Consider the following 25335-nt stretch of genomic DNA (forward strand, 5'->3'; position numbering starts at 1 on the left):
GCCGCGAGCATGGCGCGTGGCCGAAAGATCAGCCGCTGTTGCCGCCCAGCCGCGACAGGGTGCCGCGCCCGGCTTTCGCCTGTTCGTCCCGAAGCGTGTCACCGTTCTGCGGCAGGGCTACGGGCCGGCCGATTTCCAAGCCGACCTGCTGGCCGGCCTCACTGTTGCGATCGTCGCCCTGCTGCTTGCGATGGCGCTCGCCATCGCCTCCGGAACCACTCCCGATGTCGGCCTCGTCACCGCGGTGGTCGGCGGGTTCCTGGGCTCTGCGCTAAGCGGCGCTCGGTTCAACATCTCAGGCCCCACCGGCGCCTTGGTGGTCGTCGTGTTCGGAGTGATCGAGCGGCACGGCTATGACGGGCTCGTGGTCGCCACCATGATGGCGGCGATCATGCTCGTCGCGGCGGGCCTGCTTCGCTTCGGCACCTGGATCAAGTACGTGCCCGAGCCGGTCGTCGTCGGCTTCACCGCCGGCATCGCGGTGATCATCTTCTCCTCACAGGTGCGGGACCTGTTCGGCCTCTCGCTCGAGAAGCTGCCGGGGGTGTGGCCTCGCAGTGGCAGGCCTACTGGGCGGCGCGCGGGACGGTCTCGTTCGCGGCCACCCTGGTCTCTGCCGAAGCGCTTGGGCTGATCCTCGCGGTCAGACGCTTCGCCCCGCGCCTGCCCGGGTTCCTGATCGCCGTCGTCGCCGCCTCCGCGCTTGTCGCTGCGACGGGGCTGCCGGTGGAGACGATCGGCTCACGTTTCGGCGAGCTTCCCTCCGCGCTGCCGGCACCGCGCCTGCCCGAGGTCTCGCTCGAACGGATGGGGGAACTCGTCGAGCCTGCCTTCACCATCGCCTTCCTCGCCGGAATCGAGAGCCTGCTCTGCGCCGTGGTGGCCGACGGCATGACCGGGCGGCGGCACCGCTCGAACGCCGAGCTCGTGAGCCAGGGCATCGCCAACTTCGCCTCCGCCTGCTTCGGCGGCCTGCCGCTGACCGGGGCGATCGCCCGCACCGCCACCTCGATCCGCGCCGGCGCCAAGAGCCCCGTGGCGGGAATGCTGCACGCGGTGTTCCTGCTCGCGTTCATGATGGTGGCGGCGCCGCTCGCGGCCTACGTGCCGCTCGCCTCGCTCGCCGCGGTGCTCGTGATCGTCGCGTGGAACATGAGCGAGCACCACAAGGTGCGCCACATGCTGGCCACCGCCCCGACGGGCGAGCGCTTGGTTCTCGCCGTCACCTTCCTGCTCACCGTGCTGGTCGATCTCACGCTTGCCATCGAGGTGGGGGTCGTGCTCGCCGCGATCCTCTTTATGCACGGGATGGCAGAGGCGGTGTGCTTGATGCAGGACGGGCGGCGCGTCGTGATCGCCGACGAGGACGATTTCGACCGGCCGCGCGAGGACCGCTACACCCAGCGCGACGCGCTGCCCGAGGGGGTCGAGGTCTTCCAGCTCCGCGGCCCTCTCTTCTTCGGCGCGGCCGGCCGGCTCGCTGACGTGGTGGAGCTGCTACCGCGCTACCCGCGCTGGTTCATCCTGCGCATGCGCGAGGTGCCGTTCATCGACAGCACGGGGGTGGCCGCGCTTGCTGACGTCGTCCGCCGCTGCCGCGCCAACGGCACGCACGTGATCGTCACCGGCATCCAGCCGCAGCCGCGCGCGGTGATGGCGCGGATGGGGCTGACCGACGCCACCCCCGGCTTCACGATCGCCGAGGATTTCGCCGCCGCGCTCGCCATCACCAGCCGGCAGGCCCCGAGCTGATCGCACCCGCCTCGCATCGGCCCCAGCCGTCAAGACGCGCGCACCCACGGAGGGAGGCGACGACGCCGGTTGCCAGGGTGCTCTAGACTGCCGGAAGCCAGAGAACGTCCTCGATCCGCGCCGCCCCTGACGCGAGCATCGCGAGGCGGTCGATCCCGAGCGCGATGCCGGAACAGGGGGGAAGCCCGTGCTCCAGCGCGTCGAGGAAGTCCTCGTCCACGGCCCGGACTTCGCCCGTGAGCCGGCGCCGCTCCTCCGCCCAGGCCGCGAAGCGGGCGCGCTGCTCGGCCGCATCCGTCAGCTCCTCGTAGGCGTTGGCGAGCTCAAGCCCGGCGGCGAACAGCTCGAAGCGGAGTGCCACGCGCGGATCGGCGGGGTCGCGCCGCGCGAGCGCAGCCTCGGAGGCCGGCCAATGCGTCAGGAAGGTCGGCCGGTCGCGCCCGATCGCTGGCTCCACACGCTCGAGCAGCAGGCGGAAGAACAGGTCCTGCCAGGTCTCGCCCGCGCGGTGCCGGACGCCGATGCGCGACGCCGCCTCGGCGAGGAGGGAGACCTCGGGGGCGAGCGGGTCGGGGGCGGTGGCGAGGAGGTCGAGCCCGTCGCAGTGCCGCAGGAAGGCCTCGGCGACCGAGATCCGTTCGAAGGGCACGTCGGTCGGCACCGAGAGGTGCTTCGTGCGCAGGCCTTCGGGCACGACCGTTCGGATCAGCGCCTCGGTTTCGTCCATCAGCCCGGCAAGGGAAAGGCCGGGTCGATACCATTCGAGCAGGGTGAACTCCGGCTGGTGGTTCGGCCCCGCCTCGCCGTTTCGGAACACCCGCGCAAATTGGAAGATCGGGCCCGCCCCGCCGGCCAGCAGCTTCTTCATCGCGAATTCGGGGCTGAACTGGAGATAGAGCGTGCGCTGCTCGCAGCCGACTTTGGCCGAGTAGCGCGTCACGAACGGGTCGAGATTGGGCTCCATCCCTGGGCAGGCCTGGAGGATGGGCGTTTCCACCTCGGTGTAGCCACGCGCGGCGAGGACGGCGCGGATCTCAGCCACAAGCCGCGCGCGCCGGCGCAGAAACGGCAGGCGCGCGGCGAGACGCTCGGGAGCCCAGGGGGGGGACATGGGCCCGAGGAAGCGGGGCGAGGGGGCCGACGTCAACGCCCGATTAACCCCTCTCGGCCGAAACTTGGTCTCGCGACGAAAAGGGCGAGGCCATGCTGACCCGACGTTTCAGCCGAATCCTGCTCGGTGCCGGGCTGCTCGGCGCGGCCGGCTATGCGTTCGCACCCCACCTCACCAACCGGATCTCGACCGACGCCGTCGTCAACAGCGAGGTGGTGCGGATCGTCTCGCCGATCGACGGGCTCGCCGACGAGCGCCTGCCGGGGCCCGGCACGGTGCTTGCCGCCGGCGTGGCGACGCCGCTCGTCCGGCGCCTCGTCGCCGAGGATCGGGAGTTGCATCGTCTCGCGCATGACCTCGCTCTTGTCCGCGCCCAGGCGGAGGAGGCGCGGCGCGCGCTTGCCGAGCTCGAGGCGCAGGACCGGGCGCTCGCCGAGCGTGCCCGCGTCCACACCGAGGCGGCGCGCGCGCGTCTTGCCGCGGAACTCGCCGAGGCGCGGGCGGAGCACGCGGGCGCTCTCGCCGTCGTCAACCAGGCAAGCGCCGAGCTTGACTATGTGCGCACCCTCTACGCGCAACGTCACGTCGCTGCCGTGCGCGTCGAGGCCGCCGAGTCGGCGCTTCGCCGCGCAGACGCCGCGGCAGAGGCGCTCGCGGCGCGGATCGCGCGGCTCGAGGTCGAGCTCCGCGCGGCCGAAGCCGGGCTGCACCTGCGCGACGGCCAGAACGACGTTCCCTACACGGTGCAGCAGCGCGAGCGTCTTCTCTTCGAGCGGCGGCTCATTGCCGACCGTCTGGCCGAGGCTGTGGCGCGCGAGCCGGCGCTTGCTGCGGCGCTCGCCGCCGAGGAGGAGGCGCAGCGGACCCGCGCGCGCTACGACGTCTCTCCGCCCGCCGATCTCCTCGTGTGGGAGCGTCGCGCCACCCCCGGCGCCCCGGTCAAGCCGGGCGAGGCTTTGCTCGACCTCGTTCGCTGCGACCGGCTGTTCGTCGAGGTCTCCCTGCCCGATCTCGCCTACAGCGCGCTCCTGCCTGGGCAGGTCGCGCAGGTTCGGCTGCGCGGCGGCCCCGAGCTCGAGGGCACGATCCGCTCGATCCGTGGTGCGGGGGCGCGCAACCGCGCCGCCCTTCTCGCCGCCGACCGCCCGGTCGAGGACCGCGGCCAGCTCACCGTCGAGGTGGTGCTGCCCGCTGACGCCGCCGCCCGGATCGCGCGCGAGGCGGAGGGCGGGTTCTGCGGCATCGGCCGCCTCGCCGAGGTGAGCTTCCCAGCCGCCTCCGGCCCCGTCGCCGAACTGGCCGATCGGCTCGGCGCCCTGGCCCTGCGCCTGCGCAAGACGGCCGACTGGGCGGTCGACCTCCTCGCGCAGCGGCTCGCCGCCCGCGCCGCTCCCTGACCCGGGCCGGCCAGGCGGATGCTGCTCGACATCCCGAGCGAGGCGCTCTGGCCGCTGTTCGCGGTCGCGGGGCTCCTTCTGCTTCTGAGAGGCGCTGATGACGAGCGGCTCGCCCGCGCGATCGTGCCGACAATGGTCGCCGTGATCGTCGCCTACTACCTCTCCTGGCGCTTTGCGAGCACGCTCTCTGGGCCCGGCCTCGGCCCGGCCGACAGGGTGTTCATCCTCGCCTTCCTCGGCGTCGAGCTGCTCGCCTTCGCCGACGGCATGATCCTTATGCTTCTCCTGTCCCGGCGGCGCGACAACTCGGCCGAGGCCGACCGGCACGAGGCACGGCTCGCTTCGCTCGACCCCTCGGCGCTTCCGGCGGTCGATGTGTTCATCCCGACCTACAACGAGCCGATCGAGGTGCTCGAACGCACCATCGTCGCGGCGATGGCGCTCGATTGGCCCTGCTTGCGCGTCTGGGTGCTCGATGACGGCCGGCGCGACTGGCTGCGCGCCTGGTGCGCGGCGCGCGGTGTTGGCTACCTCACGCGGCCGGACAACAAGGGGGCGAAGGCGGGCAACATCAACGCCGCGCTCGCGCGCACCGATGCGCCCTTCGTGCTCGTGCTCGATGCCGATTTCGCGCCCCGCGCCAATTTCCTCCGCCGCACCATGGGGTTCTTCGACGACCCCCGGGTCGGCATCGTCCAGGCCCCGCATCGGTTCTTCAACCCCGACCCGATGCAGCAGAACCTCGCTCTGCAGCGCGTCCTGCCCGACGATCAGAGGCTCTTCTTCGACGTGATCATGCCGGCGCGCGACGCCTGGGACGTCGCGTTCTGCTGCGGCTCGAACGGGATCATCCGCCGCGCTGCTCTCGACGCGGTGGGCGGAAAACTCCCAACCGGCTCGATCACCGAGGACATGCTGCTTACCCTCGTGATGCTTCGGAAGGGCTACGTCACGCGCTACCTGAACGAGACCCTCGCGCTCGGCCTCGCCCCGGAATCGACCGATGCCTTCTTCGTGCAGCGCGCCCGCTGGGCCCGCGGCGCGATCCAGATCCTCTACCTGCGCGCAGGGCCGCTCGGCCCGGGGCTCACCCTTCTGCAGCGGCTGTTCTTTCTGCCCACGCACTGGCTCTCCGGGAGCCTCGTGCAGAGCTTCTCGCTGGTCGCGCCGGTGGTGTTCATGCTCACGGGCCTCGTGCCGATCGCCAATGTCGGCGTGCCCGAGGTGCTCGCCTACCAGATCCCTGTCGTGCTGGCCTACATGGGCGGGCTGCAGCTCCTCTCCCGAGGCGCCTACCACCCGCTCGCCGCGGTGGTGCTCTCGGCCTTCTCCGCGGTGCGGCTTCTGCCGGCCGTGCTCGTTACGCTGTTCCGGCCCTACGGGCACGCGTTCCGGGTCACGCCGAAGGGGCGTGACGCCGCTTCCCGCGTGGCGGACCGGCTGGTGGTCGGAACGGCCTTCGCCGTGATCGCCGCCACGCTCGCGGGCCTCGTGCTCAACACCGCGCTCGAGGTCAGGATCGTCGAGCGGATGGCCTTGATCCCCGTGGTGGCGGGATGGTCGATCGTCAACGCGGTGGTGCTTCTGCTCGTGATCGTGCTTGCGGTGCCGCGCCATTCGGGGCGCGCAGAGGAGCGCTTCGCGATGGGCGGCGAACCGGCCGCACTCATCGTGAACGGCGAGCGGCTCGAGGCGGCGCTGATCGACCTCTCCGTCACAGGCGCGCTCGTCGAGCCGAGGGCGTCGCTCCCGTTCCGGCGCGGGGACCGTGTGACGGTCGCCCTCTCCAAGGTGCCGACGCTCGAGGCGACGATCGTGGGCGTGCGCGGCGCGCGGCTCGGGCTGCGGTTCGAGGCGGTGTCGGATGCCGCGCGCGCGGCGCTGATCAGGCGGCTGTTTTCCGAGGCGCACGACCCGGTGCTCGCCCAGGCGCCCGCGCGCGGCACGCTGCCTGCGCTGCTCGCGCGGCTCCTGCTCGGGGCGCCGCCGCAGCCGGCCTGACGCTTGCCCGCTCTGGCGCGCCGGCCTAAACCCTCGCGCCATGCCCGACGGCACCGCCGCTCCCGCCGCGCCACCCAAGACGCTGAGGACCATGGCCGCGCTCGCCTCGGCCGGCCTCGTGCGCGTCGATGAGCTTCCCAAGCTCGAGGCGGTCGCGGAGCGCTACGCGATCGCCGTCACGCCGCATGTCGCGTCGCTGATCGACCGCGACGACCCGGCCGACCCGATCGCCGCGCAATACGTCCCGCATCCCGACGAAGCGGTGACGCGCCCAGACGAGCACCCTGACCCGATCGGCGACGACCGGCACAGCCCGGTTCGAGGGATCGTCCACCGCTACCCCGACAGGGTGCTTCTCAAGCCGCTGCTCGCCTGCCCCGTCTACTGCCGGTTCTGCTTTCGACGCGAGAGCGTCGGCCCCGATGGCGGGGTACTGGCGGACGCAGAGCTCGAGGCGGCCTACGCCTATGTCCGGGCGCGGCCTCAGATCCGCGAGGTGATCCTCACGGGCGGCGACCCGCTGATGCTGTCGCCACGACGGCTCGGGGCGATCCTGCAGGCTCTCGACGCGATCCCGCACCTCGAGACGCTTCGGATCCACACCCGCGTTCCGGTGGCCGAGCCCTCGCTCGTCACACCGGCCCTCGCCGCAGCGCTCGCGACCGAGAAGCCGCTGTGGCTGATGGTGCACGTCAACCACGCGCGCGAGCTCAGCCCCGCGGCGCTTGAGGCGCTCGGCAGGATCCGCGCCGCGGGCGTGCCGATCCTCTCCCAGAGCGTTCTTCTCCGGGGCGTCAACGACTGCGAGGCGGCGCTTGAGCAGCTCTTCCGCGCGCTGATCGCCGCCCGGGTCAAGCCCGCCTATCTGCACCACCTCGACCGCGCGCCCGGCACGGCGCGGTTCCGCGTTCCGCTCGCACGCGGCCGCGCGCTGATGCGGCGCCTGCGCGGGCGCATCCCCGGCCATGCCCTGCCGATCTATGTGGTCGACATCGCAGGCGGCCACGGCAAGGTGCCGGTGGGCGAGAGCCATGCCGAGCGGGATGGCGAGGGCTGGCTGCTCACCGCGCCAGACGGGTCGCGCCATCGCCTTGCCGATACCGGCGAAAGCGGCTAAAGCCCCGCGCGACCCCCGACAGAAGCGACGGAAACGGCTCTGCCATGAAGATGCAGGCGAACCAGATGCGCCCGGGCCACGTGATCGAGCACGAGGGCCGGCGCTGGACCATCCTCAAGAGCCACATCAACACCCCTGGCAAAGGCGCGGCGGTGATTCAGGTCGAAATGCGCGACCTCAAGACCGGTGCGAAGAAGGACGAGCGCTGGCGCACGGTCGACACGGTCGAGCGTCTGCAGACCGAGGAACGGGAGATGGACTTCCTGTTCGCCACCGGTGAGATGCTGACGCTGATGGACAAGGAGACCTTCGAGCAGATCGAGGTCTCCTCCGAACTTGCCGGCGAGGCGAAGCAGTTCCTGCAGGAGGGCATGACGCTCACGGTCGATTTCGTCGACGGCGACCCGGTGGCCGTTCACCTTCCGCAGACGGTGGTTCTCGAGGTCGTCGAGGCCGACCCGGTGGTGAAGGGGCAGACGGCCGCCTCCTCCTATAAGCCGGCGGTGCTCGCCAACGGGGTGCGGATCATGGTCCCGCCGTTCATCGAGAGCGGGGAGAAGGTGGTGGTGCGCACCGAGGACGCGACCTACGTGGAGCGGGCGCGCGGCTGAGCCCGGCCGCGCCCGCCGATGGTCGTCCCGCGCTTCTCGCCTGTCGTCAACGTGATGATCGCCGCCGCCCACAAGGCGGCGAAGCGCCTCTTGCGCGACTTCGGCGAGGTCGAGAACCTCCAGGTGTCGGTAAAGGGCCCCTCCGACTTCGTGAGCCAAGCCGATCTCCGCGCCGAGGAGACGCTGCGTGCCGAGCTCTCCAAGGGCCGCCCCGACCACGCGTTCCTGATGGAGGAGCGCGGCAGCTCGGGGCCGGAGGACTGGAAGTTCCGCTTCCTGGTCGATCCGCTCGACGGCACGACGAACTTCCTGCACGGGATTCCGCACTGGGCGATCTCGATCGGGCTCGAGCGTCGCCTCGGCAAGACCTCGGAGATCGTGGCGGGCGTGGTGCATTCCCCCGCCCAGGGCGAGCTGTTCGTGGCGGAGAAGGGGGTCGGCGCCTTCCTCAACGAGCGTCGCTTGCGCGTCTCGGCACGGCGGGAGATGCGGGAGGCGCTGTTCGCGACCGGAATCCCCTTCGGCTCGATGCCGTACAAGCGCGAATTCACGCATACTCTGACGGCGCTGATGCCCGAGGTCGCGGGCATACGCCGCGCCGGGGCGGCGGCGCTTGATCTCGCCTGGGTGGCGGCGGGCCGCTACGACGGCTACTGGGAACTCAATCTCAACCCGTGGGACATCGCGGCGGGGATCATCCTGGTGCGCGAGGCGGGCGGCTTCGTCACCGCCCCCGACGGGGGCGACCCGCTCGCCTCCGGCGATGTCGTGGCGGCGAACCCCGCACTTCACCCGAAGCTGCGCGAGGTGGTGGCGAGCGGGATCGCCGCGGTACGCCGATGAGACAGGCGGCGCGGGTTGGTGTGCCCGCGCGTCATCGCGTAAGGTCCCGCCACGGGATCGTTCACCTCTGACGCGCGGAGACGATGGCGCGGCTCGCTCGCCTCACTGGCCTCCTGCTCGGGCTCGGGCTTCCGCTCGCGCCGCTCGGCGCGGCGGCGCAGGACCCAGGCGTGCGGGTGGACCGCTCCGTGCTCGATGCGCTCGGGCCTGCGCCGCGCCAGCCTCTGGCCCCCGGGTTCGAGCCGCCCGCCGCGCAGGAGCCGAGGCGCAGTGTCCGGCGCACGCCGCCCCAACGCCCGGCAGCGGAGGAGACCAAGGACGGCGTGGTGCGCGTTCCGCCGCCTCCGCCGATCGCCGCCGCGCCGCCGCGTGAGGAGGAGGCGCCGCGCCCGCTCGCCCCCTCTCTCCTGCCGCCCACCCTGCGTGCTGCCCAAGCCCCACCGACCGCTCCGGCTCCCGGCGCGCCACCCCCGGCCTCTGCCCCGGCGGCGCCACAGGCTGCGGCACCGGCTCCGTCGGCGGCCGCTCCGGCCCGGCAGGCGCCACAACAGGCCCAGGCACCCGCGGCGGCACCTCCGGCCCGCCCCGCGGCGGCGACGCCCGTAGCGGCGGCGACCGCCGCAGCCCGCTCGCTCAGGCTCGAGTTCGCGGGCGGGGCGACGGAGCTCACCCCCTCGGCGCGCGAGCAGGTGCTCCGGTTCGCGAGCGGCATCGCGGAGGACGACCAGGTGCGGATCACCGTCAACGCCTATGCGGGGGGAGACCCGTCCGACCCCTCCCGCGCACGCCGCACCTCGCTCTCCCGCGCGCTCGCCGTGCGCGCGGCGCTGATGGAGGCCGGCATACGCTCGACACGGATCGATGTGCGCGCTCTTGGCCTCGGCTCCGGCGACGGCCCTGCCGACCGCGTCGACATTCTCGCCGGAGCGGGCCGATGATCACCCGGCCGCGACGCTTCGTCCTGCGCATGCTTCTCTTCGTCGCAGTTGTGCTCGCGGTCGCCGCGGTGCTGCACCGGACGCTGATCGAGGCCTTCCTCGCCACCCCGCTTCTCAACGGGCTGATCCTCGGCGTGCTGCTCGCGGGCGTGATCTACACCTTCCGGCAGGTGATCGCGCTCGAGCGCGAGGTCGAGTGGCTCGAGACCTTCCGGCGCAACCGGCCCGGCCTTGCCGGGCTCGGGCAGCCGAGGCTGCTCGCGCCGATGGCGGCGATGATCGCGGAGAAGCGCGATCGCCTCACCCTGTCAGCGCTCGCGATGCGCAGCCTGCTCGACGGCATCCGAAGCCGGCTCGACGAGACGCGCGAGATCAGCCGCTACACGGTGGGGCTTCTGATCTTCCTCGGCCTGCTCGGCACGTTCTGGGGCCTGATCCAGACGATCGGTGCGATCGCCGAGGTGATCGGCGGCATGACGGTCGGCTCGGGCGACCTGCCGACCCTGTTCAACCAGCTCAAATCGGGCCTCGAGGCGCCGCTTCGCGGCATGGGCACGGCGTTCTCCGCCTCTCTGTTCGGGCTTGCCTCCTCGCTCGTGCTCGGCTTCCTCGACCTCAACGCCGGCCAGGCGCAGAACCGCTTCTACATGGACCTCGAGGAGTGGCTCGCTCAGGCCACCCGGCTCTCCTCCGGGGCGATCGGCACCGAGGGCGAGGGCTCGGTTCCCGTCTATGTCCAGGCGCTGCTCGAGCAGACGGCGGAGAACCTCGAGGGGCTGCAGCGAATCCTCGCCCGCGGCGAGGAGGGAAGGATGGCGGCGAACCAGGCGGTGATCGGGCTGACCGAGCGACTCGGTCAGCTCACCGACCAGATGCGCGCCTCGCAGGCGATCCTGTTGCGCATGGCGGAAGGCCAGCAGGAGCTCCGCCCTGTGCTTGCGAGGCTTGCCGATGCGCAGGCGCATGGCGCTCTCGACGAGGCGACGCGCGCGCACATCCGCAACCTTGAGCTCTACATGGCGCGCCTGCTCGAGGAGTTAATCCAGGGGCGGAACCAGCTTTCCTCCGAGGTGAGGAGCGAGATCAAGCTGCTCGCACGCACCATCGCTGCGCTCGCGGAGAACGATCAGCGATGAGGCCGCAGCACGGGGGCGGCTGATGGCGGGTCGGGAGGGCGTCTGATGGCAGGGCTCGCGAGCGGTCGGCGACGCGGCGGCTACGAGCCCTGGCCGGGCTATGTCGACGCGCTCTCGACCCTCCTGATGGTGATCATCTTCGTTCTGCTCGTGTTCGTGCTCGCGCAAGGGTTCCTCTCGGTGGCCCTCTCGGGTCGCGACCAGGCGCTCGCGCGGCTGAACCGGCAGGTGGCGGAACTGTCAGACCTGCTCGCGCTCGAGCGCGGCACGACGGCGGAGCTGAGGCTCTCGGTCGCACGGCTGGCCTCAGACCTCGAGGCGATGGCGGCCGAGCGCGATGCGCTCTCCCGCGAGATTGCCTCTCTCTCTGCCCAGCGCGACCGTGCCGGGGCCGACCGCGCCGCCGCTCTCGCCGAGCGGGCGCGGCTGGCCACGGAGCTTGCCGAGGCGCGGGCGCGCGCCGACGCCGCCGCGGCGCGGGTGCAGCGTCTTGAGGCGGAGCTCGCCGAGGCGCTGACCCGGGCCGACCAGGTGCAAATGGTGGCCGACGCCCGCGCCCGCGACGCGCAGGATGCCGCGCGCGAGGCGGCCGAGCGCCAGCGCGCCGCGACGGAAGCAGCACGCGCCGCCGCGGAGGCGCAGCGGCAGCTCGCCGATGCCCGGGCCGAACTCGCCGAGACGCGCCGCACGCTCGAGGCGGAGCGGGCGCAGCTCGCCCGCATGCGCGAGGAGATCGCAGCGCTTGACCGCCAGGTGACGGCCGACCGCGCGACCATCGAGCTTCGCCTCTCGGAGATCGCTCGGCTCACCGGCCAGATCCGGGCGCTCACGGCGCTGCGCGACGAGCTCGAGCGCGAGGCGCGGGCGGCGGCGGCGCGTGCCACCACCGAGGAGCAGCAGAGGCGCGCCCTCGCCGCGCTGCTCGAGGAGGAGCGTCGGCTCGGCGAGACGGCGCGGGCGCAGGTGGCCCTCCTCAACCGCCAGATCGAGGAGCTTCGCGCCCAGATCGCGCGAATCGCCGCCGCTCTCGAAGCCGCCGAGGCGGAGGGGCGTGACAAGGACGCGCAGATCGCCGCCCTCGGCCAGCGGCTCAACCTCGCTCTTGCCGCGCGGGTGGAGGAGCTGCAGCGCTACCGCAGCGACTTCTTCGGCCGGCTGCGCGAGGTGCTCGGCAACCGCCCCGGGATCCAGATTGTTGGCGACCGGTTCGTGTTCCAATCGGAGGTGCTGTTCCCGGTCGGTTCGGCTGATCTCCAGCCCGAGGGGGTGGAGCAGATTCGCCAGATCGCCGCTGTGGTGCGCGAGATCGCGCGCGACATCCCCCCCGACATCCCGTGGATCCTGCGCGTCGATGGCCATGCTGACCGCACGCCGATCACCGGCACCGGCCGGTTCGCCTCGAACTGGGAGCTTTCGGCCGCGCGCGCCATCACGGTGGTTCGGCTGCTCGCGCTGCTCGGCGTTCCCGAGAACCGTCTCGCCGCCACCGGCTTCGGCGAGTTTCAGCCGCTCGACCTGGGCGACAGCCCCGCGGCTCTGGCGCGCAACCGCCGGATCGAGCTCAGGCTGACCGACCGCTGAGGAAAGGCAGGTTCCACCGACGCTCCTCGATCACCCGCTCGCGGCCGACTCGGTGGCGACACTCAGGCGCGCCGAGACCTCGCCGCCCGCTTTCCGTTCCGCTCTCTTCCGCGTGGCCCTTCTGCTCGCGGCCGAAGCGACACGGCATCTGCCGACGCGGACCGCTTCCGTCACGACACCGCTCGAGACCGCCTCAGTGCCGGTGCTCGCGGCGAAACCGCCCTGCCTCGTTCCGGTTCTGCGCGCGGGCCTCGCCCTCGTCGAGGGCTTCGCGACACTGCTGCCGGAGAGCCCTGTTGCGCATTTTGGCGCCTGGCGCGACCACGACACGCTCAAGCCGGTCGAGTACTACTTCAAGGCACCGGCCGACCTCGGAGAGCGTGGCGCGATCGTGCTCGACCCGATGCTTGCGACGGGCGGAACGGCGGTCGCCGCCGTCACGCGGCTGAAGGCGGCCGGAGCACGCGATGTCACCGTCTGCGCCGTGATCGCGGCGCCGGAAGGGGTGCCCGCTCTCGCCGCGGCCCACCCCGAGGCGCGGCTGATCATCGCCGCGCTCGACCGCTGCCTAGATCCCCGGGGCTACATTCTGCCCGGGCTCGGGGATGCGGGCGACCGTGCCTTCGGCACCGGGTGAGGGTCCTCGGTCGTGAACGGACAGGCGCGTGCCGGTTCGCTCGCGCACGGCCAGGCTGATCGTTGGTTCGCTGCTCCGGCGGGGCGGCGTCTTCGGTGCGCGCCCGCACTGCTGTCGCCGTGCCGGCAGCTCGGATGGCTCGGGGGTTGGGCCCGCAGTCCACGGCAACCGCTGCGGTCGGCTTCGCGACGCGAGGGTCCTACCGCCGCGTGAGAACCGCGATCATGTTGTCGTCCGTCGGGAGCGACAGAAGCAGCGAGACCTCGATGTCGAAGCCCGCCGCGTCCGCCATCCGTCGCAGGCTTGCCGGGGTGAAGTCGTTCACATGGTCCGGCAGGCGTATGCCGCACCACCGGCTGCCCATGACTCGGCGATTGAGGCTGCCGAAGTTCGGCACCTTCACCACCGCAACGCCGCCGGGGAGGAGGGCGCGGTGCAGGGCGCACAGCACCCGGGCGGGCTCCGCCTCGTGTTCGAGGTAGGACCGCAGGAGCGCGCCGGTGAAGACACCGCTGCCGAGTCGTTCCATGGCCGTGACAGCCGGCGCGGAGATCACCTCTCCCCCCAACGGCGCGAGGGCCGCGCGAGCGGCCTCGGCCAAGGCCTGCGAGACCTCGATGCCGACGGGGCGGAACCCTGATGGCAAGGCGAGCATGTGGCTGCCGTCGCCACAGCCGATGTCAAGCACCGCACCGGGCCGAGCGCGCCGTGCGAGGATGGAAACCGGTTCGATTCACGGCAGAAGGTGCAGCCGCCAGCGGCTGGCGGAGTCGAGCCAGGCGAGCAGGCCATCCTCCTTCTGGCGGCGCTCGGCTTCGCGAGCGAAGCTCTTCTCCCAGGCCAGCTGCTCAGCCAGCTCTTCCGGGTTCCGGCACCTCCGGCAGATACGCGAACCCGCAGGCGTGGCAGGAGATAATCCGCCATCCGTCGCGGGCGAACCACGGCCTCGCGTCCGACGACGACGACGCACCGCACAGCGGGCAGCTGCGGGTGCGGATGCGGAGTGGGCGTGTCACGTCGCTGTCGGCCATCGGTGCATGGTTCTCCATCTCGGAAGGTTTGGCTCGGGCCGCCAGGGCGTCAGCGCCTGGCTCACCCGGGGCTTGCGGCACCGGGCCGCCAGTCGCGGAAGAAGGCCGTGCCGACCGCACCCGCGATCGCGATCAGCATGCGCTGCACCCAGTCCAGGAACTCGTGCAGCCCGGCCTCGACGATCCGGTCGATGCTGCGCTCCTCGAGGCCGGCGCGGAGCTCCTCCGCGCGCTCGGCCGCCTCGCGGGTTCCGCGCAGACCATAGCGGGAGCGCAACTGCTCGAGCGCCCACTCCGCCTGGCGGACACAGAGCAGGACCGAGCGCGGGAAGGCACCGTCGAGAAGCAGGAAATCTGCCACAGCCCGGGGCGTCAGCTCGCGCGGATGCACCCGCCGGAAGGCGTGGTAGCCGGCGGCGGCGCGCAATAGCGCGTGCCACTGCGACAAATCGAGCGCCGAGCCGACATCGGCGAGCGAGGGCAGAAGGAGATGGTACTTGATGTCGAGCAGGCGCGTGGTCTGGTCCGCCCGCTCGATGACGCGGCCGAGCTGGAGAAAGTGCCAGCCCTGGTCGCGGTAGAATGTTCCCTCGGTGATTCCGGTGTTGAGCTGCACGCTCTCCTTCAGACGCGAACAGAGCCGCGACAGCCCGTCGCCTGCGATCTCCTCCTCGGTCAGCGCCGAGACCCAGCCGTGGAAGACGTTGAGCTGGGTCCACATCTCGGTGGAGATGAGCGGGCGCAGGATTCGGGCGTTCTGCCGCGCTGCGGCCACCGCGGCCGGGATCGAGGTCGGGTTGTCAGCATCGAGCAGGTAGAAGCGCCGCACCGCCTCGGGCGTGGCCTGGCCGTAGCGCCGGGCGAACTCCGCCTCGTCGGCGTTGATCCGCACCACGCTCTCCCACGCCTGGGCGGGGCGGCCGGAGGCCTCGAAGGTCTGGGTGACGTCGAGCACGCGGGCGAGGTTCTCGGCGCGCTCGAGATACCGCGCCATCCAGAACAGGCTCTCGGCGTAGCGGGCGAGTAGCGGCTGGGCGGGGGCACGAAGCGTATCGGTCATCTCATTCGTCCACCAGCACCCAGGTGTCCTTCGACCCCCCGCCCTGCGAAGAGTTGACGACGAGGCTTCCGGGCTTGAGCGCTACCCGGGTCAGCCCTCCGGGCAGCACCCAGGTGTCACGGCCGGTGATCGCGTAGGGGCGGAGGTCGAGATGCCGCGGCCGAAGCCCGTCCGGCGTCAAGGTCGGGGCGACGGAGAGGTTGATCATCGGCTGGCTGATCCAGTTCGCCGGGTTGGCGAGCAGCTTCTCGCGGCAGGCCTCGAGCTCGGCCCGGGTCGCGCGCGGGCCGATGGTGATGCCATAGCCACCGGATCCGCCGACCGGCTTGATGACGAGGTTGGGAAGCTCCGCCAGCGTGGCGGCAAGCCCCTCCGGCTCGCGGCAGATCCGCGTCTCGACGTTCTCGATCACCGGATCCTCGGCGAGGTAGTAGCGGATGATCCGCGGCATGTAGGCGTAGAGCGCCTTGTCGTCGGCCACCCCCGTGCCGACGGCGTTGGCGAGCGCGACATTGCCCTTGCGCCAGGCGGCGATGAGGCCGGGCACACCGAGCAGGCTGTCGGGGCGGAACACGGTCGGGTCGAGGAAAGTGTCGTCGATCCGGCGGTAGATGGTGTGCACGGGTGCGAGGCCCGCCGTGGTGCGCATGAACACGCGGTCGTTCTCGACCGTGAGGTCGGCGCCCTCGACCAAGGGCACGCCCATCTCGCGCGCGAGGAAGACGTGCTCGAAGAAGGCCGAGTTGTAGATCCCTGGGGAGAGCAGCACGACCTGCGGATCGGCCACCGCTGGCGGCGCGATCGCGCACATCGCCTCCTGCAGCCTGAGCCCGTAGCCATCGACCGGCCGGAGGCGTATGCCCTGCATCAGATCGGGGAAGGCGCGCAGCATCGCGTGCCGGTTCTCGATCACGTAGGAGACGCCCGAGGGCGTTCGGGCATTGTCCTCGAGCACGCGGAAACGCCCGTGCTCGTCGCGCACGATGTCGATGCCGCAGATGTGGACGTAGCTGCCGAACGGGACCGGGAAGCCCTGCATCTCCGGGCGGTAGTTCGGGTTTCCGTGCACGAGATCGGCGGGAACCACGCCGTCCTTGAGGATCTTCTGCCCGTTGTAGATGTCCTGCAGGAAAAGGTTCAGCGCCGCCACGCGCTGCTTCACGCCTGCCTCGAGCGTGCGCCACTCGCCCGCGGTCAGCACGCGGGGAACGATGTCGAACGGCAGGATCCGGTCGATCGCCGTCGCCTCCGAATACACGGTGAAGGTGATGCCGAGATTGAAGAGGTCACGCTCGGCCGATGCCGCGCGACGCCTCAGCTCCTCCACAGGAAGCGCGGCCAGGCGCCGAAGCACGGTTGCGAGCGCGCCTCCGTCGCCCGGTCGCTCGGTGGTGAGCTCGCAGAAGAAGCCGCCAGGATCGTAGCCGGGCAGCGGAAGCGGTCGTCCGTCTGCGTCGAAGACCTCGGTCGTGCGCGGCTTCGGCCCGCTCACCGCTTGCCCATCCCCTGCTTCGCCGCCCTCGCCGTGCCGAACTGCGCCGCGCGCACGCCGGCCGATCCGAAAATGCTAGCCCGCCCGGCCTGGGGCGGCCAAGCACCGCCCATCACCGGATCCCGGGCCGGCACGCGCGCGGATGCTTGATCATGGCTTCGGCTTCGCCGATATCAGGGTGGCAAGCGAAGGCGAGGCACCGCCCGAGTCGCAGGCTGTAGAGAGGGGAGCCCACCCGTGCGTCACGCACTCCTGGCAACAGCGACCATCGCCGCACTCGGCCTCGCGGGAACCGGAACGGCGATCGCCCAGGCCTGCGTCAATGCGCGTGAGCAGCAGGCATTTCATCTCCGCGCCCTGCAGACGCATCTGATGGTCGGCGCGCTCTCCTGCGGCATGCATGACCGCTACAACGCCTTCGTCACCCGCTGGCAGTCGGATCTTGCCGGTGCGCACCGCAACCTCACCGGCTACTTCAACCGGACCCAGGGGGGCCAGCGCGCGCTGAACGCCTACATCACTGCTCTCGCCAACGCGCACTCCCAGGAAGGGATACGACTTGGCGCAAATTTCTGTGGGCGCGTCGGCCCACTGTTCGAGCAGGTGGCGCTACTTCGGTCCTCGAACGACCTCGTCGCCGCCTCCGCCAGCGCCGGCCTTCCGCTCGCTTTCGATCTTCGGCCCTGCGAGGTGCGGGCGGCGGAGCAGACACCAGCGCGCTCCCAGCAAGCCCAGCAGCCGCGTCGCTGACCCCGCGCCGCGTCCTCGGCAAAGGGCGCGCCGGCGGCTTGGCGTAGGAGGCGCAGACGGCTCAGCGAGCGGGGTGAAGACCGGGGATGAGCGGTCGGGCGACCAAGCGTGGCATGCCGGTATGCTCTGGTCGACCAGCCCTTCGACCTTCCGGCATCGACCCGTCGTGACTGCCGCGGCCTTGGCCTTCGGCACGTCTCACCGGGGCCACCTGAGGGCGACATGGTTTCGCGCGTACCCGGGCGGCTTCCCGAAACGAGAGGGGCGCGCGAAGGCACTCTTCCGATCACCACGGTGACCGAGCTGTCCCAACGTCAGCGCAGCACGATCTCCACGCGGTTGTTCTGCGGCTCGCGGACGTTCGGCCCCGTGGGCACCAGCGGCTGGCTGAAGCCCACACCGCGGATGACCATCTGGCTGCGCGGAATGCCGCGCGCCTCGAGCTCTCGCGCCACGGCCTCGGCGCGACGAAGCGATAGGCCCTGGTTGTAGGCCGCGGACCCGACCGTGTCGGTGTGGCCGGTGACCTCGATCCGCGTCGTCTGCGCCCGCGGCGCATTCGCCGCCTCGGCGATGATCTGGCGGGCGCGGTCGGTCAGAGCCGCGCTGTCGAAGTCGAAGACGACGAGGTCGGTGCGGGTCGCCCCGTGAGCACCAGTAGACTGGGTGTTCGCGGCAGCGGGCGACAAAACCATGAACGAGGCGGCCAGCAACGCGCTCAGAAGCCTCATTATTCCTTCCCTCGGCTTGCACGTTCTCGGGGTGTGGGCGACGACGTTGCGGATAGCCGCGGCCCTCGAGAGCCGCCCCCACCACCCGGCTCAGTGCGGAACGATACCGGACCCCTCCGGGTGGTGCACCTCCCCCCCCCGTGGAGCACCGGCCCCTCACGCATGAATGCCGAAGCATGTTGCGGCCGCGCGACAGTTGTGACCGTTCTGCCTGACGGTCGGCACCGCGGCCCTCGCGCGCCGAACCATTCGCTGGTCGCCTTCCCTTTGGCCCGTGTGAGGGGGACAGTCGCCCATCGCCCCGTCGCGGCCGTAGCCGGAGCGTTCTCTCGCGCGGCGCGGCCGCTCATCTGTAAGGCGGATGCGATGTCGCCTCAACCGCAACCGGGCTTCCCGGGAAAGCAGGAAGGGCGCCCGAAGGCGCCCTTCCGCTCGCTTCGTCTGGATATCGCCGCGTCAGCGGAGCACGATCTCGACGCGCCGGTTCTGCGGCTCGCGGACATTCGGGCCCGTCGGCACCAGCGGCTGGCTGAAGCCCACACCGCGGATAACCATCTGGCTGCGCGGGATGCCGCGCGCCTCAAGCTCCCGTGCCACGGCTTCGGCGCGCCGGATCGAAAGAGCCTGGTTGTAGGCGGCCGAGCCGACCGTGTCAGTGTGGCCGGTGACTTCGATCCGCGTGGCCTGCACGCGCGGTGCGTTCGCCGCCGCCTCGGCGATGATCTGGCGGGCGCGGTCGGTCAGCGCGGCGCTGTCGAAGTCGAAGAACACGAGGTAGGTGCGGGTTGGCGCCGGGGCGGCCGCGGGCGCCGGCGGCGGCGGCGGCGGCGGTGGCGTCACCCCGAAGGCGTAGGTGAGGCCGATCAGGAAGGTGTGGTTCTGGGTGTCGACGTCGAAAGTGTTGCGACCCGGGTTGGCGGCACGAAACGCAGCCGTCGTGTTGTATCCCTCCTCGAGCAACGAGAAGTAGCGATACTCGGCGTTGATGGAGAGGCCGGGAACGGCGTCGATGCCGATCGCGAGGCCGATGATCCCCTGCCAGGCGAAGTGCCCCTCGGTGTCATCCACCACGGGCCTCCCACCCTGCCGCGCCTTGAGGCTGTTCCAGGCATAGCCCGCGCCGACGCCGAGATAAGGCGCGATGCCGCCAAAGTCATAGGAGACGAGAGCATTCACCATCAGGGCGAAGACGCTGTTCTCGCCACCGCTACCCACCGTCGCGTTGCCGATCCTGACGGTGTCGTTGTTGTTGTACCGGTAGGAGCCCTCGAGCTCGATCGCGAGCCCGAGATTGGCGTCGAGCTTGAACCCGTAGCCGATCCGGCCGATCGCAGCCCAGCCGCCGTCGAACGACACCTCGCTGCCCGGCGACGCCGTCGGCCGGAAGTCGAGACCGATGTCCTCGAGAATGTTGTAGCCGCCCATGGCGCCGATGTAGACGCCCTGCCAGCCGGCCGGGCCGCCGGCATACTGTGCGTTCGCGGCAGCTGCGGGCAGAACCCCGAGAGAGGCGGCCAGCAACGCGTTCCGGATCTTCATTCTCATCTCTCCTTGCACATCCGGGGCGAGAGAGCCGCGTCCAGTGCCGAGATTAGCGGCGCTGAGCATCCCCACCTCGCGACGGCCGGACAATAGCGGAGCCCTCAGCCACGCGCACCTCCCTGGCCCAGGGAAACGCCATCCAGGGACAACGAATTTCTCGTCCTGTTGCGTCCGCGCCACAGGTGTGGCCGTTGAGCCTAAGGCTTCCGGCTCTGCAGCCTCCAGACGAACCCAAGCCGTCGCGCCAGATCCCCTTCCCGGCGCGCGTGCGGAGCCACGACTCGCGGTCTCGACAGCACGGGCGCATCGCGCCACCATTCGCGTCGAGGGGAGGATCGCGATGACGCCTGCGGGCATGTCGGTGCTCGGTGACGGCTTCTACGACGTACCGCGCGGGCGAATCGCAATCGTCGTGACCCATCTCGAGATGACGGAGCGGCCGCCCCGCCAGGTGCCGCGCAAGCGTCCGGGATGGGCGCTGCGACATGAACCGGCGCTCGCCCCGTCCGACTATCGGGCGCTGTTCCGGCGGATCGGTGAGCCCTGGCTCTGGTTCAGCCGGCTCAGTCTTTCCGACGAGGCACTCGCCGCCCTGCTCGCTGACCCGGCGCGTGGCGTCTGGGTGCTCGAGTCGGAAGGCGAGGATGCGGGCCTCGTCGAGCTCGCCTTTGACCGCCCCGGCATCTGCGAGGTGGTGTTCTTCGGCGTCATCCCCGACCTGATCGGCAGCGGCGCCGGGCGGTTCATGATGTCGCATGTCCTGGTCGAGGCCTGGTCCCGCCCCGGCGTCGAGCGGCTCACTGTTCACACCTGCACCCTCGACCACCCGCGCGCGCTCGCCTTCTACATCCGCTCCGGCTTCCGCCCGGTGCGGCAGCAGGTCGAGATCGCGCCCGACCCTCGGCTCGCCGGAATCCTCCCCGAGGCGGCGGCCCCCCACGTTCCCTTGATCGTCGAAGCGGCGGGCTGAGAACGGCAGAGCCTGGGCTTCTCCGCCCCAGCCGCGCGTGCGAGCCTCCGCCGCATGCTCGTTCCCGTGCTCACCACCGCCCGCCTCACCCTGCGCGGCTTCTGCGAGAGCGACCTCGGGGACTATGCCGCGCTGCAGGCCGACCCGGAGGTGATGCGCCATCTCGGAGCGGGCGCCCGCGCCGGCAGGACGCGCACGCGCGACGAGAGCTGGACCGACATGGCGCTGATGCTCGGGCAATGGGCGCTGAAGGGCTATGGCAGTTTCGCGCTCGAGGAGACGGCGAGCGGGCGCTTCGTCGGCCGCGCCGGCATCCTGCACCTCCCCGGCTGGCCGGAGCCTGAACTCGCCTTCGCCCTCGTCCGCTCGGCCTGGGGCCAGGGGTTCGCTGAGGAGGCCTGCCGCGCCATCCTGCCCTGGGCCTTCAGCATCACGGGCGCGGAGCGCCTCGTCTCCTCCATCAAGCCCGGCAACCTGCGCTCGGCGCGGCTTCTCGCGCGTCTCGGCGCGGTTCGGGAGGGGATGGGCGAGCTCAAGGGGGAGCCCTGCGAGGTGTGGGTGCATGAGGGGCTGCCGCGGGCTGTCGCGTGAGCGCCCCGCCGCCGCGGCGCTACCCCTCGAGCGTCATCAGGAGGCCTGCGAGAAGCCGCGCCCGCGGCACGAGCGAGGAGACGAGCAGGTGCTCCTCGAGCGTGTGGATGCCGCCGCCGAGCACGCCGAGCCCGTCGAGCGTCGGCACCCCCATCGCTCCGGTGAAGTTCCCGTCCGAGCCGCCGCCGGCGGAACTCGCCGGCAGCGCGCCGATCCCGATCGCGCGCGCGATCGCCTCGGCCCGCGCGTGCAGGGCGCGCCCCTTCGCATCCGGCTCCCAGACCGGCCGGGTGAGCGTGGGCGTGATGGTGAACCGCACGTCCGGAGTCGAGGGCCGGAGCGCGCCGAGGCGGGCGACCAGGGCATCAAGATCCGCCTGGGTCTTGGCCATCGCAAGGCACTCGGCGCGGCAGTGGGTCGGCACACAGTTCACCCAGGCGCCGCCCTGGATGACGCCGACGCTCGTCGTCGCCTCCTCGCTGCTCATCGCCTCGATCGCGAGCACCTGCGTCGCCATCTCGCGGATCGCGCTTCGGCCCTCAGCGAGTCGGGCGCCGGCATGGCTCGGCCGGCCCACGGCCTCGAGAGCGAAGCGCGCGATCGCATAGCGCCCCCACACCACCCCGCCATCGCTCCGCGCCGGCTCGGGGATGAGCACCACCTTCTGCCGCGCCGCTTCGGCCTCGATCAGGGCGCGCGTCGAGGGGGAGCCGACCTCCTCGTCGGAGGTGAGGAGCACGGAGATCGGGAGCTTCGTCGACGCACCGGCGGCGAGGATCGCGCCGACGGCGGCGAGCGCGAGATAGGCGCCCCCCTTCATGTCGCAGATCCCTGGGCCGTAGGCGCGCTCGGCGGCGCCCGCCCCCTCGCGCCGGAAGGCGAGCGGGCCACCCGGCGCGCCGGTCCCGACGGGGTGGACCGTGTCGAGATGGCTGAGCAGCAAGATACCCGGCGCGTCCGCCCCGCCGCCGAGCGACGCCTGCGGGAAGCGCGCGCGCACGCAATCGCCGAACCCCATCCGGCCGGGGATACGCTCGATCCGCGCGCCGAGCACGGCAAGGTCGTGCGCAGCGAGGTCCATCATCCGGTTCACCGCCGCCGCGTCATAGGTCGGGCTCTCGGTCTCGACCCAGGAGCGGATCCCGGCGAGCAGCCTTTCGGTGTCGAACGGAAGGGTGTTGGGGTGGGTCATGCGTGGGCGTCCGCTGTCGAGGGCGGAACCCTCGCTGCCACGGCGTCGCTTGTCCAGAACCGGCCCGCCTCCTCTCGGCCGGGCGGCTCGGCCTTGCGCCGGCCCCGCCGCTGTGCTGCGCTGCGCGCAACGATCGGGGGGCTTTGATGCCGCGCGACGGAATCGAGCGCGAGTTCAAGGCGATGCTTGCCGACGCCGCCGAGCGCGACCGGCTGCTCGGGCTGATCGGCGGCCACGCGCGCGTGCTCGAACAGCGCAATCTCCTGTTCGACACGCCGACGCGCCGGCTCGCCGCCGCTGGGCTGTCGCTCCGGCTGCGGCAGGAGGGCGGGCGGTGGATCCTCACCGCCAAAGGAGACCCCGGAACGCGGCGGGGCGACCTCGCGCCGCTTCTGTTCGCCCGAGCCGAAGCCGAGCGCAGCCTTCGCCCCCCCGTCGCCCTCCATCTTGCCTCCGGAACGGTCGACCCCCTGCCGCTCCTCCGTCTCGCCGAGCCGGCGGCAATGGCGCTCGCTCTCGCCGAGGCGATCGAGGCGGCGGCGGCCGGAGCGCCGCTCGGCATCGTCGGCGAGTTCCGAAACGAACGAACGCTCTGCGAGGCCGCGCTCCCCTGCGGCACGCCGGTCTCGGTCGCGCTCGACCGTTCGGAGATGCCCGACGGCACAATCGAGCACGAGCTCGAGGTCGAGATCGCGCGCGGGTCGATCACCCCCGCCGCCGCCTGGCTCGAGGCGCTGATGCATCGTGCAGGAATCCCCCTCCGCCCGGCGGCAAGCAAGCGACAGCGCTTCGCCCGCGCTCTCGCCCGCCGCGCCCACCAGGACCTGGGCGGCTGAGCGCGGACGCGGCGGGATGCGCCTTCTGCTCGCCAACGCCAACACCACTGACGCGGTGACCGAGACCTGCGCCCGGGCCGCCCGCGCCGCGGCCGCCCCGGACACCGAGATCGTTGCGGTAACTCCACGGTTCGGCCCACGCGTCATCTCCTCGCGCGCCGAGAACGCGATCGCCGCGCACGGGCTGCTCGACTGTCTCGCCGAGCACCATCCCGGCTGCGACGCCGCGATCCTCGCCGTCTCCTACGACACCGCGCTCGCGGCGGCGCGCCAACTCCTGCCCATCCCGGTGATCGGCATGACCGAGGCCGCCTGCCTCGCCGCCTGCCTCGCGGGCGGCCGGTTCGGTCTTGTGACGTTCTCTTCGCCCGATCTCTACCGCGAGGTGATCGCGGGCCACGGGCTTGCCGGCCGGCTCTCCGGCATCGCTCTGATCGACGCCACCCCCTACGACGCCGCCTCCGACCCGGAGTCGGTCGCGGCGAAGGTCGCCGAAGCGGCGGCGGGGCTCGCGCGCGAGGGAGCGGACTCGGTGCTGCTCGGCGGCGCGGCGCTCGCGGGCATGGCCGGGCTGATCCAGGAGCGTGTGCCCGTGCCGCTGATCGACGGGATAGCCGCGGCGGTCGTCTTCGCTGAAGGGATTGTGCGCCTCCGCCTGCCTAAGCCGCGCCTCGGCGGCTATGCCGCGCCCGCGAACCGGCACGCGGTCGGGCTCGGCGAGGCGCTCTCGGCCTTGCTTCGTCGCGGCTGACGCCCCCTTCCGGGGCGGGGCCGCCGCCGCTAGCCTCGGCCTATGTCGCCGCCCGCGGCGTCGCGGCTCCCCTGGGAGGCCGTGGCCGCCCTCTCCGTCACGCAGATCGTCGCCTGGGGCGCGCAATACTACGCGATCGCGGTGCTCGCCCCCGCCATCGCCGCGGCCGAGGGCTGGAGCCGCGAGGCGATCTTCGGCGCCTACTCGCTCGGCCTGCTCGCGCAAGGGATCGCCTCTTTCCCCTCTGGCCGCCTGATCGACCGCTATGGCGGACGGATCGTGATGTCGGCGGGCTCGCTTCTCTCGGCTTTGGCGCTCGCGGCGCTCGCGCGCGCTCCCGACATCTGGAGCTTCGGTGCGGCCTGGATCGTCACCGGGGTGGCGATGGCAGCGACCCAATACGAACCCGCCTTCGCCACCCTCACCGCGGGCTTCGGCAGCGACGCGCGCCGCGCGATCACTTGGCTCACCTTCGCCGGCGGTCTCGCCTCCACCGTCGCCTGGCCGGTCACGGCGGCGGCCCTGCCTGTGCTCGGCTGGCGCGGCGCCTATCTGGGCTGGAGCGCGGTGACCGTCGGGCTCTGCCTTCCCCTGCATCTATGGCTTCTGCCGCGGGCGCGCGGCGGGGCGCAGGCGAGAACCGGCCGAGCGCTCGGGCCGGTGCTCCGCTCCCCGGCCTTCTGGCTGGTCGCGTTCGCGCTCACCGCGGGCAGCCTCCTGTTCTCGGTGATCGGCGTGCACGCGATCCCGATGCTCGAGGAGGCGGGGCTGTCGGCCGCGGAAGCCGTCGCTGTCGCCTCCTTCACCGGGCCGATGCAGGTGGCGGGGCGTGTGACCGAGTTCGTGGGGCTCGCCCGGCTTCGCCCCACCCGCGTCGCGATCCTGGCCTCGGCCGCGCAGCCGCTCTCCATCCTCGCCCTGATGGCCGTCTCCGCCTCGCCGCACGCGGCGGGGCTCTATGTGGTGCTCTATGGCATGTCTGCAGGCATCCTCACCATCGTGCGCGGCACCGTGCCCGCGGAACTGTTCGGCCGCGAGGGCTACGGGGCGGTGGCGGGAGCGATGGTCGCCCCAGGAATCATGGCGCGCGCGGCAGGCCCCTATCTCGCCGCCTGGATGTGGGAGAGCTTCGGCGGCTACCGCTCCGTCCAGGTGGTGATCCTGATCGCCGGCATCACCGCCTGCATGGCCTTCATCGGTGCGGCCGCGCTGGCGCCGAAGCGGCCGGCCTGAGGCCTGGGCCCGCCGCGCCGCGCCCGCGCGAC

Annotated in this window: 23 protein-coding genes and 1 pseudogene; 17 read left to right on the forward strand and 7 right to left on the reverse strand. The window is 71.7% G+C overall.

Annotated elements, in window-relative coordinates; genetic code table 11:
* Positions 1-16 precede the first annotated feature (16 nt).
* Together KO353_RS16685 and KO353_RS16690 are read left to right on the forward strand one after the other, a co-directional pair.
* Positions 17-634 (forward strand): SulP family inorganic anion transporter, encoded by a 618-nt coding sequence (locus KO353_RS16685; RefSeq protein ID WP_268906213.1) that lies wholly within the window; start codon positions 17-19, stop codon positions 632-634.
* Entirely contained in the window at positions 547-1752 is a 1206-nt protein-coding gene (locus tag KO353_RS16690) for a SulP family inorganic anion transporter (RefSeq protein WP_268906214.1), read from the forward strand. The genes KO353_RS16685 and KO353_RS16690 overlap by 88 nt, the downstream gene beginning before the upstream one ends.
* An 82-nt stretch (positions 1753-1834) precedes the next feature.
* Here the strand turns inward: KO353_RS16690 and epmA are convergent, their stop codons facing one another.
* Positions 1835-2863, reverse strand: coding sequence for an EF-P lysine aminoacylase EpmA (gene epmA, locus KO353_RS05120; RefSeq protein WP_218286650.1), 1029 nt, complete (start codon positions 2861-2863; stop codon positions 1835-1837).
* A gap of 92 nt (positions 2864-2955) precedes the next feature.
* Between epmA and KO353_RS05125 the strand changes: the two genes are divergently transcribed.
* From KO353_RS05125 to upp, 9 genes and pseudogenes are all read left to right on the forward strand, one after another.
* Positions 2956-4260 (forward strand): HlyD family efflux transporter periplasmic adaptor subunit, encoded by a 1305-nt coding sequence (locus KO353_RS05125; protein ID WP_218286651.1) that lies wholly within the window; start codon positions 2956-2958, stop codon positions 4258-4260.
* A gap of 18 nt (positions 4261-4278) precedes the next feature.
* A complete protein-coding gene (locus KO353_RS05130) occupies positions 4279-6261 on the forward strand; it encodes a glycosyltransferase (protein ID WP_218286652.1) in 1983 nt (660 codons plus the stop codon).
* 40 nt (positions 6262-6301) lie between these two features.
* Complete coding sequence (locus tag KO353_RS05135) at positions 6302-7378, forward strand: lysine-2,3-aminomutase-like protein (protein ID WP_218286653.1); 1077 nt, start codon at positions 6302-6304, stop codon at positions 7376-7378.
* A 44-nt stretch (positions 7379-7422) separates the two neighbouring features.
* Positions 7423-7989 (forward strand): elongation factor P, encoded by a 567-nt coding sequence (gene efp, locus KO353_RS05140; RefSeq protein ID WP_218286654.1) that lies wholly within the window; start codon positions 7423-7425, stop codon positions 7987-7989.
* An 18-nt stretch (positions 7990-8007) separates the two neighbouring features.
* Positions 8008-8832, forward strand: a complete 825-nt coding sequence (locus KO353_RS05145; RefSeq protein ID WP_218286655.1) for an inositol monophosphatase family protein — start codon at positions 8008-8010, stop codon at positions 8830-8832.
* Between the two features lie 83 nt (positions 8833-8915).
* Complete coding sequence (locus tag KO353_RS05150; protein ID WP_218286656.1) at positions 8916-9770, forward strand: OmpA family protein; 855 nt, start codon at positions 8916-8918, stop codon at positions 9768-9770.
* A complete protein-coding gene (locus KO353_RS05155; protein WP_456236932.1) occupies positions 9770-10906 on the forward strand; it encodes a flagellar motor protein MotA in 1137 nt (378 codons plus the stop codon). Before KO353_RS05150 ends, KO353_RS05155 begins: the two co-directional genes overlap by 1 nt.
* A gap of 45 nt (positions 10907-10951) precedes the next feature.
* Positions 10952-12487 (forward strand): peptidoglycan -binding protein, encoded by a 1536-nt coding sequence (locus tag KO353_RS05160; RefSeq protein ID WP_218286658.1) that lies wholly within the window; start codon positions 10952-10954, stop codon positions 12485-12487.
* A gap of 34 nt (positions 12488-12521) precedes the next feature.
* A pseudogene (gene upp / locus KO353_RS05165) lies at positions 12522-13124 on the forward strand (uracil phosphoribosyltransferase); the annotation flags it as partial.
* A gap of 199 nt (positions 13125-13323) precedes the next feature.
* Here upp and KO353_RS05170 read toward each other — a convergent pair.
* The 3 genes from KO353_RS05170 to KO353_RS05180 form a co-directional block, all read right to left on the reverse strand.
* Entirely contained in the window at positions 13324-13857 is a 534-nt protein-coding gene (locus tag KO353_RS05170; protein ID WP_328774525.1) for a class I SAM-dependent methyltransferase, read from the reverse strand.
* A gap of 359 nt (positions 13858-14216) precedes the next feature.
* Positions 14217-15215 carry an alpha-E domain-containing protein gene (locus KO353_RS05175; RefSeq protein WP_218286661.1) on the reverse strand — a complete coding sequence of 333 codons (999 nt, stop codon included), beginning with the start codon at positions 15213-15215 and terminating at the stop codon, positions 14217-14219.
* A gap of 1 nt (position 15216) precedes the next feature.
* A complete protein-coding gene (locus tag KO353_RS05180) occupies positions 15217-16647 on the reverse strand; it encodes a circularly permuted type 2 ATP-grasp protein (RefSeq protein ID WP_218287269.1) in 1431 nt (476 codons plus the stop codon).
* A gap of 297 nt (positions 16648-16944) precedes the next feature.
* Between KO353_RS05180 and KO353_RS05185 the strand changes: the two genes are divergently transcribed.
* Complete coding sequence (locus KO353_RS05185) at positions 16945-17457, forward strand: hypothetical protein (RefSeq protein WP_218286662.1); 513 nt, start codon at positions 16945-16947, stop codon at positions 17455-17457.
* 314 nt (positions 17458-17771) lie between these two features.
* Here KO353_RS05185 and KO353_RS05190 read toward each other — a convergent pair whose 3' ends face one another.
* Together KO353_RS05190 and KO353_RS05195 are read right to left on the reverse strand one after the other, a co-directional pair.
* Positions 17772-18188 carry an OmpA family protein gene (locus KO353_RS05190; RefSeq protein ID WP_328774503.1) on the reverse strand — a complete coding sequence of 139 codons (417 nt, stop codon included), beginning with the start codon at positions 18186-18188 and terminating at the stop codon, positions 17772-17774.
* A 456-nt stretch (positions 18189-18644) separates the two neighbouring features.
* Positions 18645-19727: an OmpA family protein gene (locus KO353_RS05195; protein WP_218286663.1), complete on the reverse strand. Its 1083-nt coding sequence runs from the start codon at positions 19725-19727 to the stop codon at positions 18645-18647.
* A gap of 343 nt (positions 19728-20070) precedes the next feature.
* Between KO353_RS05195 and KO353_RS05200 the strand changes: the two genes are divergently transcribed.
* Both KO353_RS05200 and KO353_RS05205 read left to right on the forward strand, forming a co-directional pair.
* The gene (locus KO353_RS05200) at positions 20071-20700 is read left to right on the forward strand and encodes a GNAT family N-acetyltransferase (RefSeq protein WP_235692031.1); all 630 of its coding nucleotides are present in this window, start codon (positions 20071-20073) and stop codon (positions 20698-20700) included.
* Positions 20701-20754: 54 nt separating this feature from the next.
* Positions 20755-21291 carry a GNAT family N-acetyltransferase gene (locus tag KO353_RS05205; protein WP_218286664.1) on the forward strand — a complete coding sequence of 179 codons (537 nt, stop codon included), beginning with the start codon at positions 20755-20757 and terminating at the stop codon, positions 21289-21291.
* A 19-nt stretch (positions 21292-21310) separates the two neighbouring features.
* On the opposite strand, the gene KO353_RS05210 is transcribed toward KO353_RS05205, so the two are convergent.
* Complete coding sequence (locus KO353_RS05210; protein ID WP_218286665.1) at positions 21311-22483, reverse strand: M20/M25/M40 family metallo-hydrolase; 1173 nt, start codon at positions 22481-22483, stop codon at positions 21311-21313.
* Positions 22484-22629: 146 nt separating this feature from the next.
* On the opposite strand from KO353_RS05210, the gene KO353_RS05215 reads away from it, so the two are divergent.
* From KO353_RS05215 to KO353_RS05225, 3 genes are all read left to right on the forward strand, one after another.
* On the forward strand, positions 22630-23319 hold the full coding sequence (locus tag KO353_RS05215) for a CYTH domain-containing protein (RefSeq protein WP_218286666.1): 690 nt from the start codon (positions 22630-22632) through the stop codon (positions 23317-23319).
* A 16-nt stretch (positions 23320-23335) separates the two neighbouring features.
* On the forward strand, positions 23336-24070 hold the full coding sequence (locus KO353_RS05220) for an aspartate/glutamate racemase family protein (RefSeq protein ID WP_218286667.1): 735 nt from the start codon (positions 23336-23338) through the stop codon (positions 24068-24070).
* 81 nt (positions 24071-24151) lie between these two features.
* Complete coding sequence (locus KO353_RS05225; RefSeq protein ID WP_218286668.1) at positions 24152-25303, forward strand: MFS transporter; 1152 nt, start codon at positions 24152-24154, stop codon at positions 25301-25303.
* The last annotated feature ends 32 nt before the right edge of the window (positions 25304-25335 follow it).

Origin of the sequence: Elioraea tepida (assembly GCF_019203965.1) — a bacterium.
GTDB classification, from domain to species: Bacteria; Pseudomonadota; Alphaproteobacteria; order Acetobacterales; family Acetobacteraceae; genus Elioraea_A; species Elioraea_A tepida.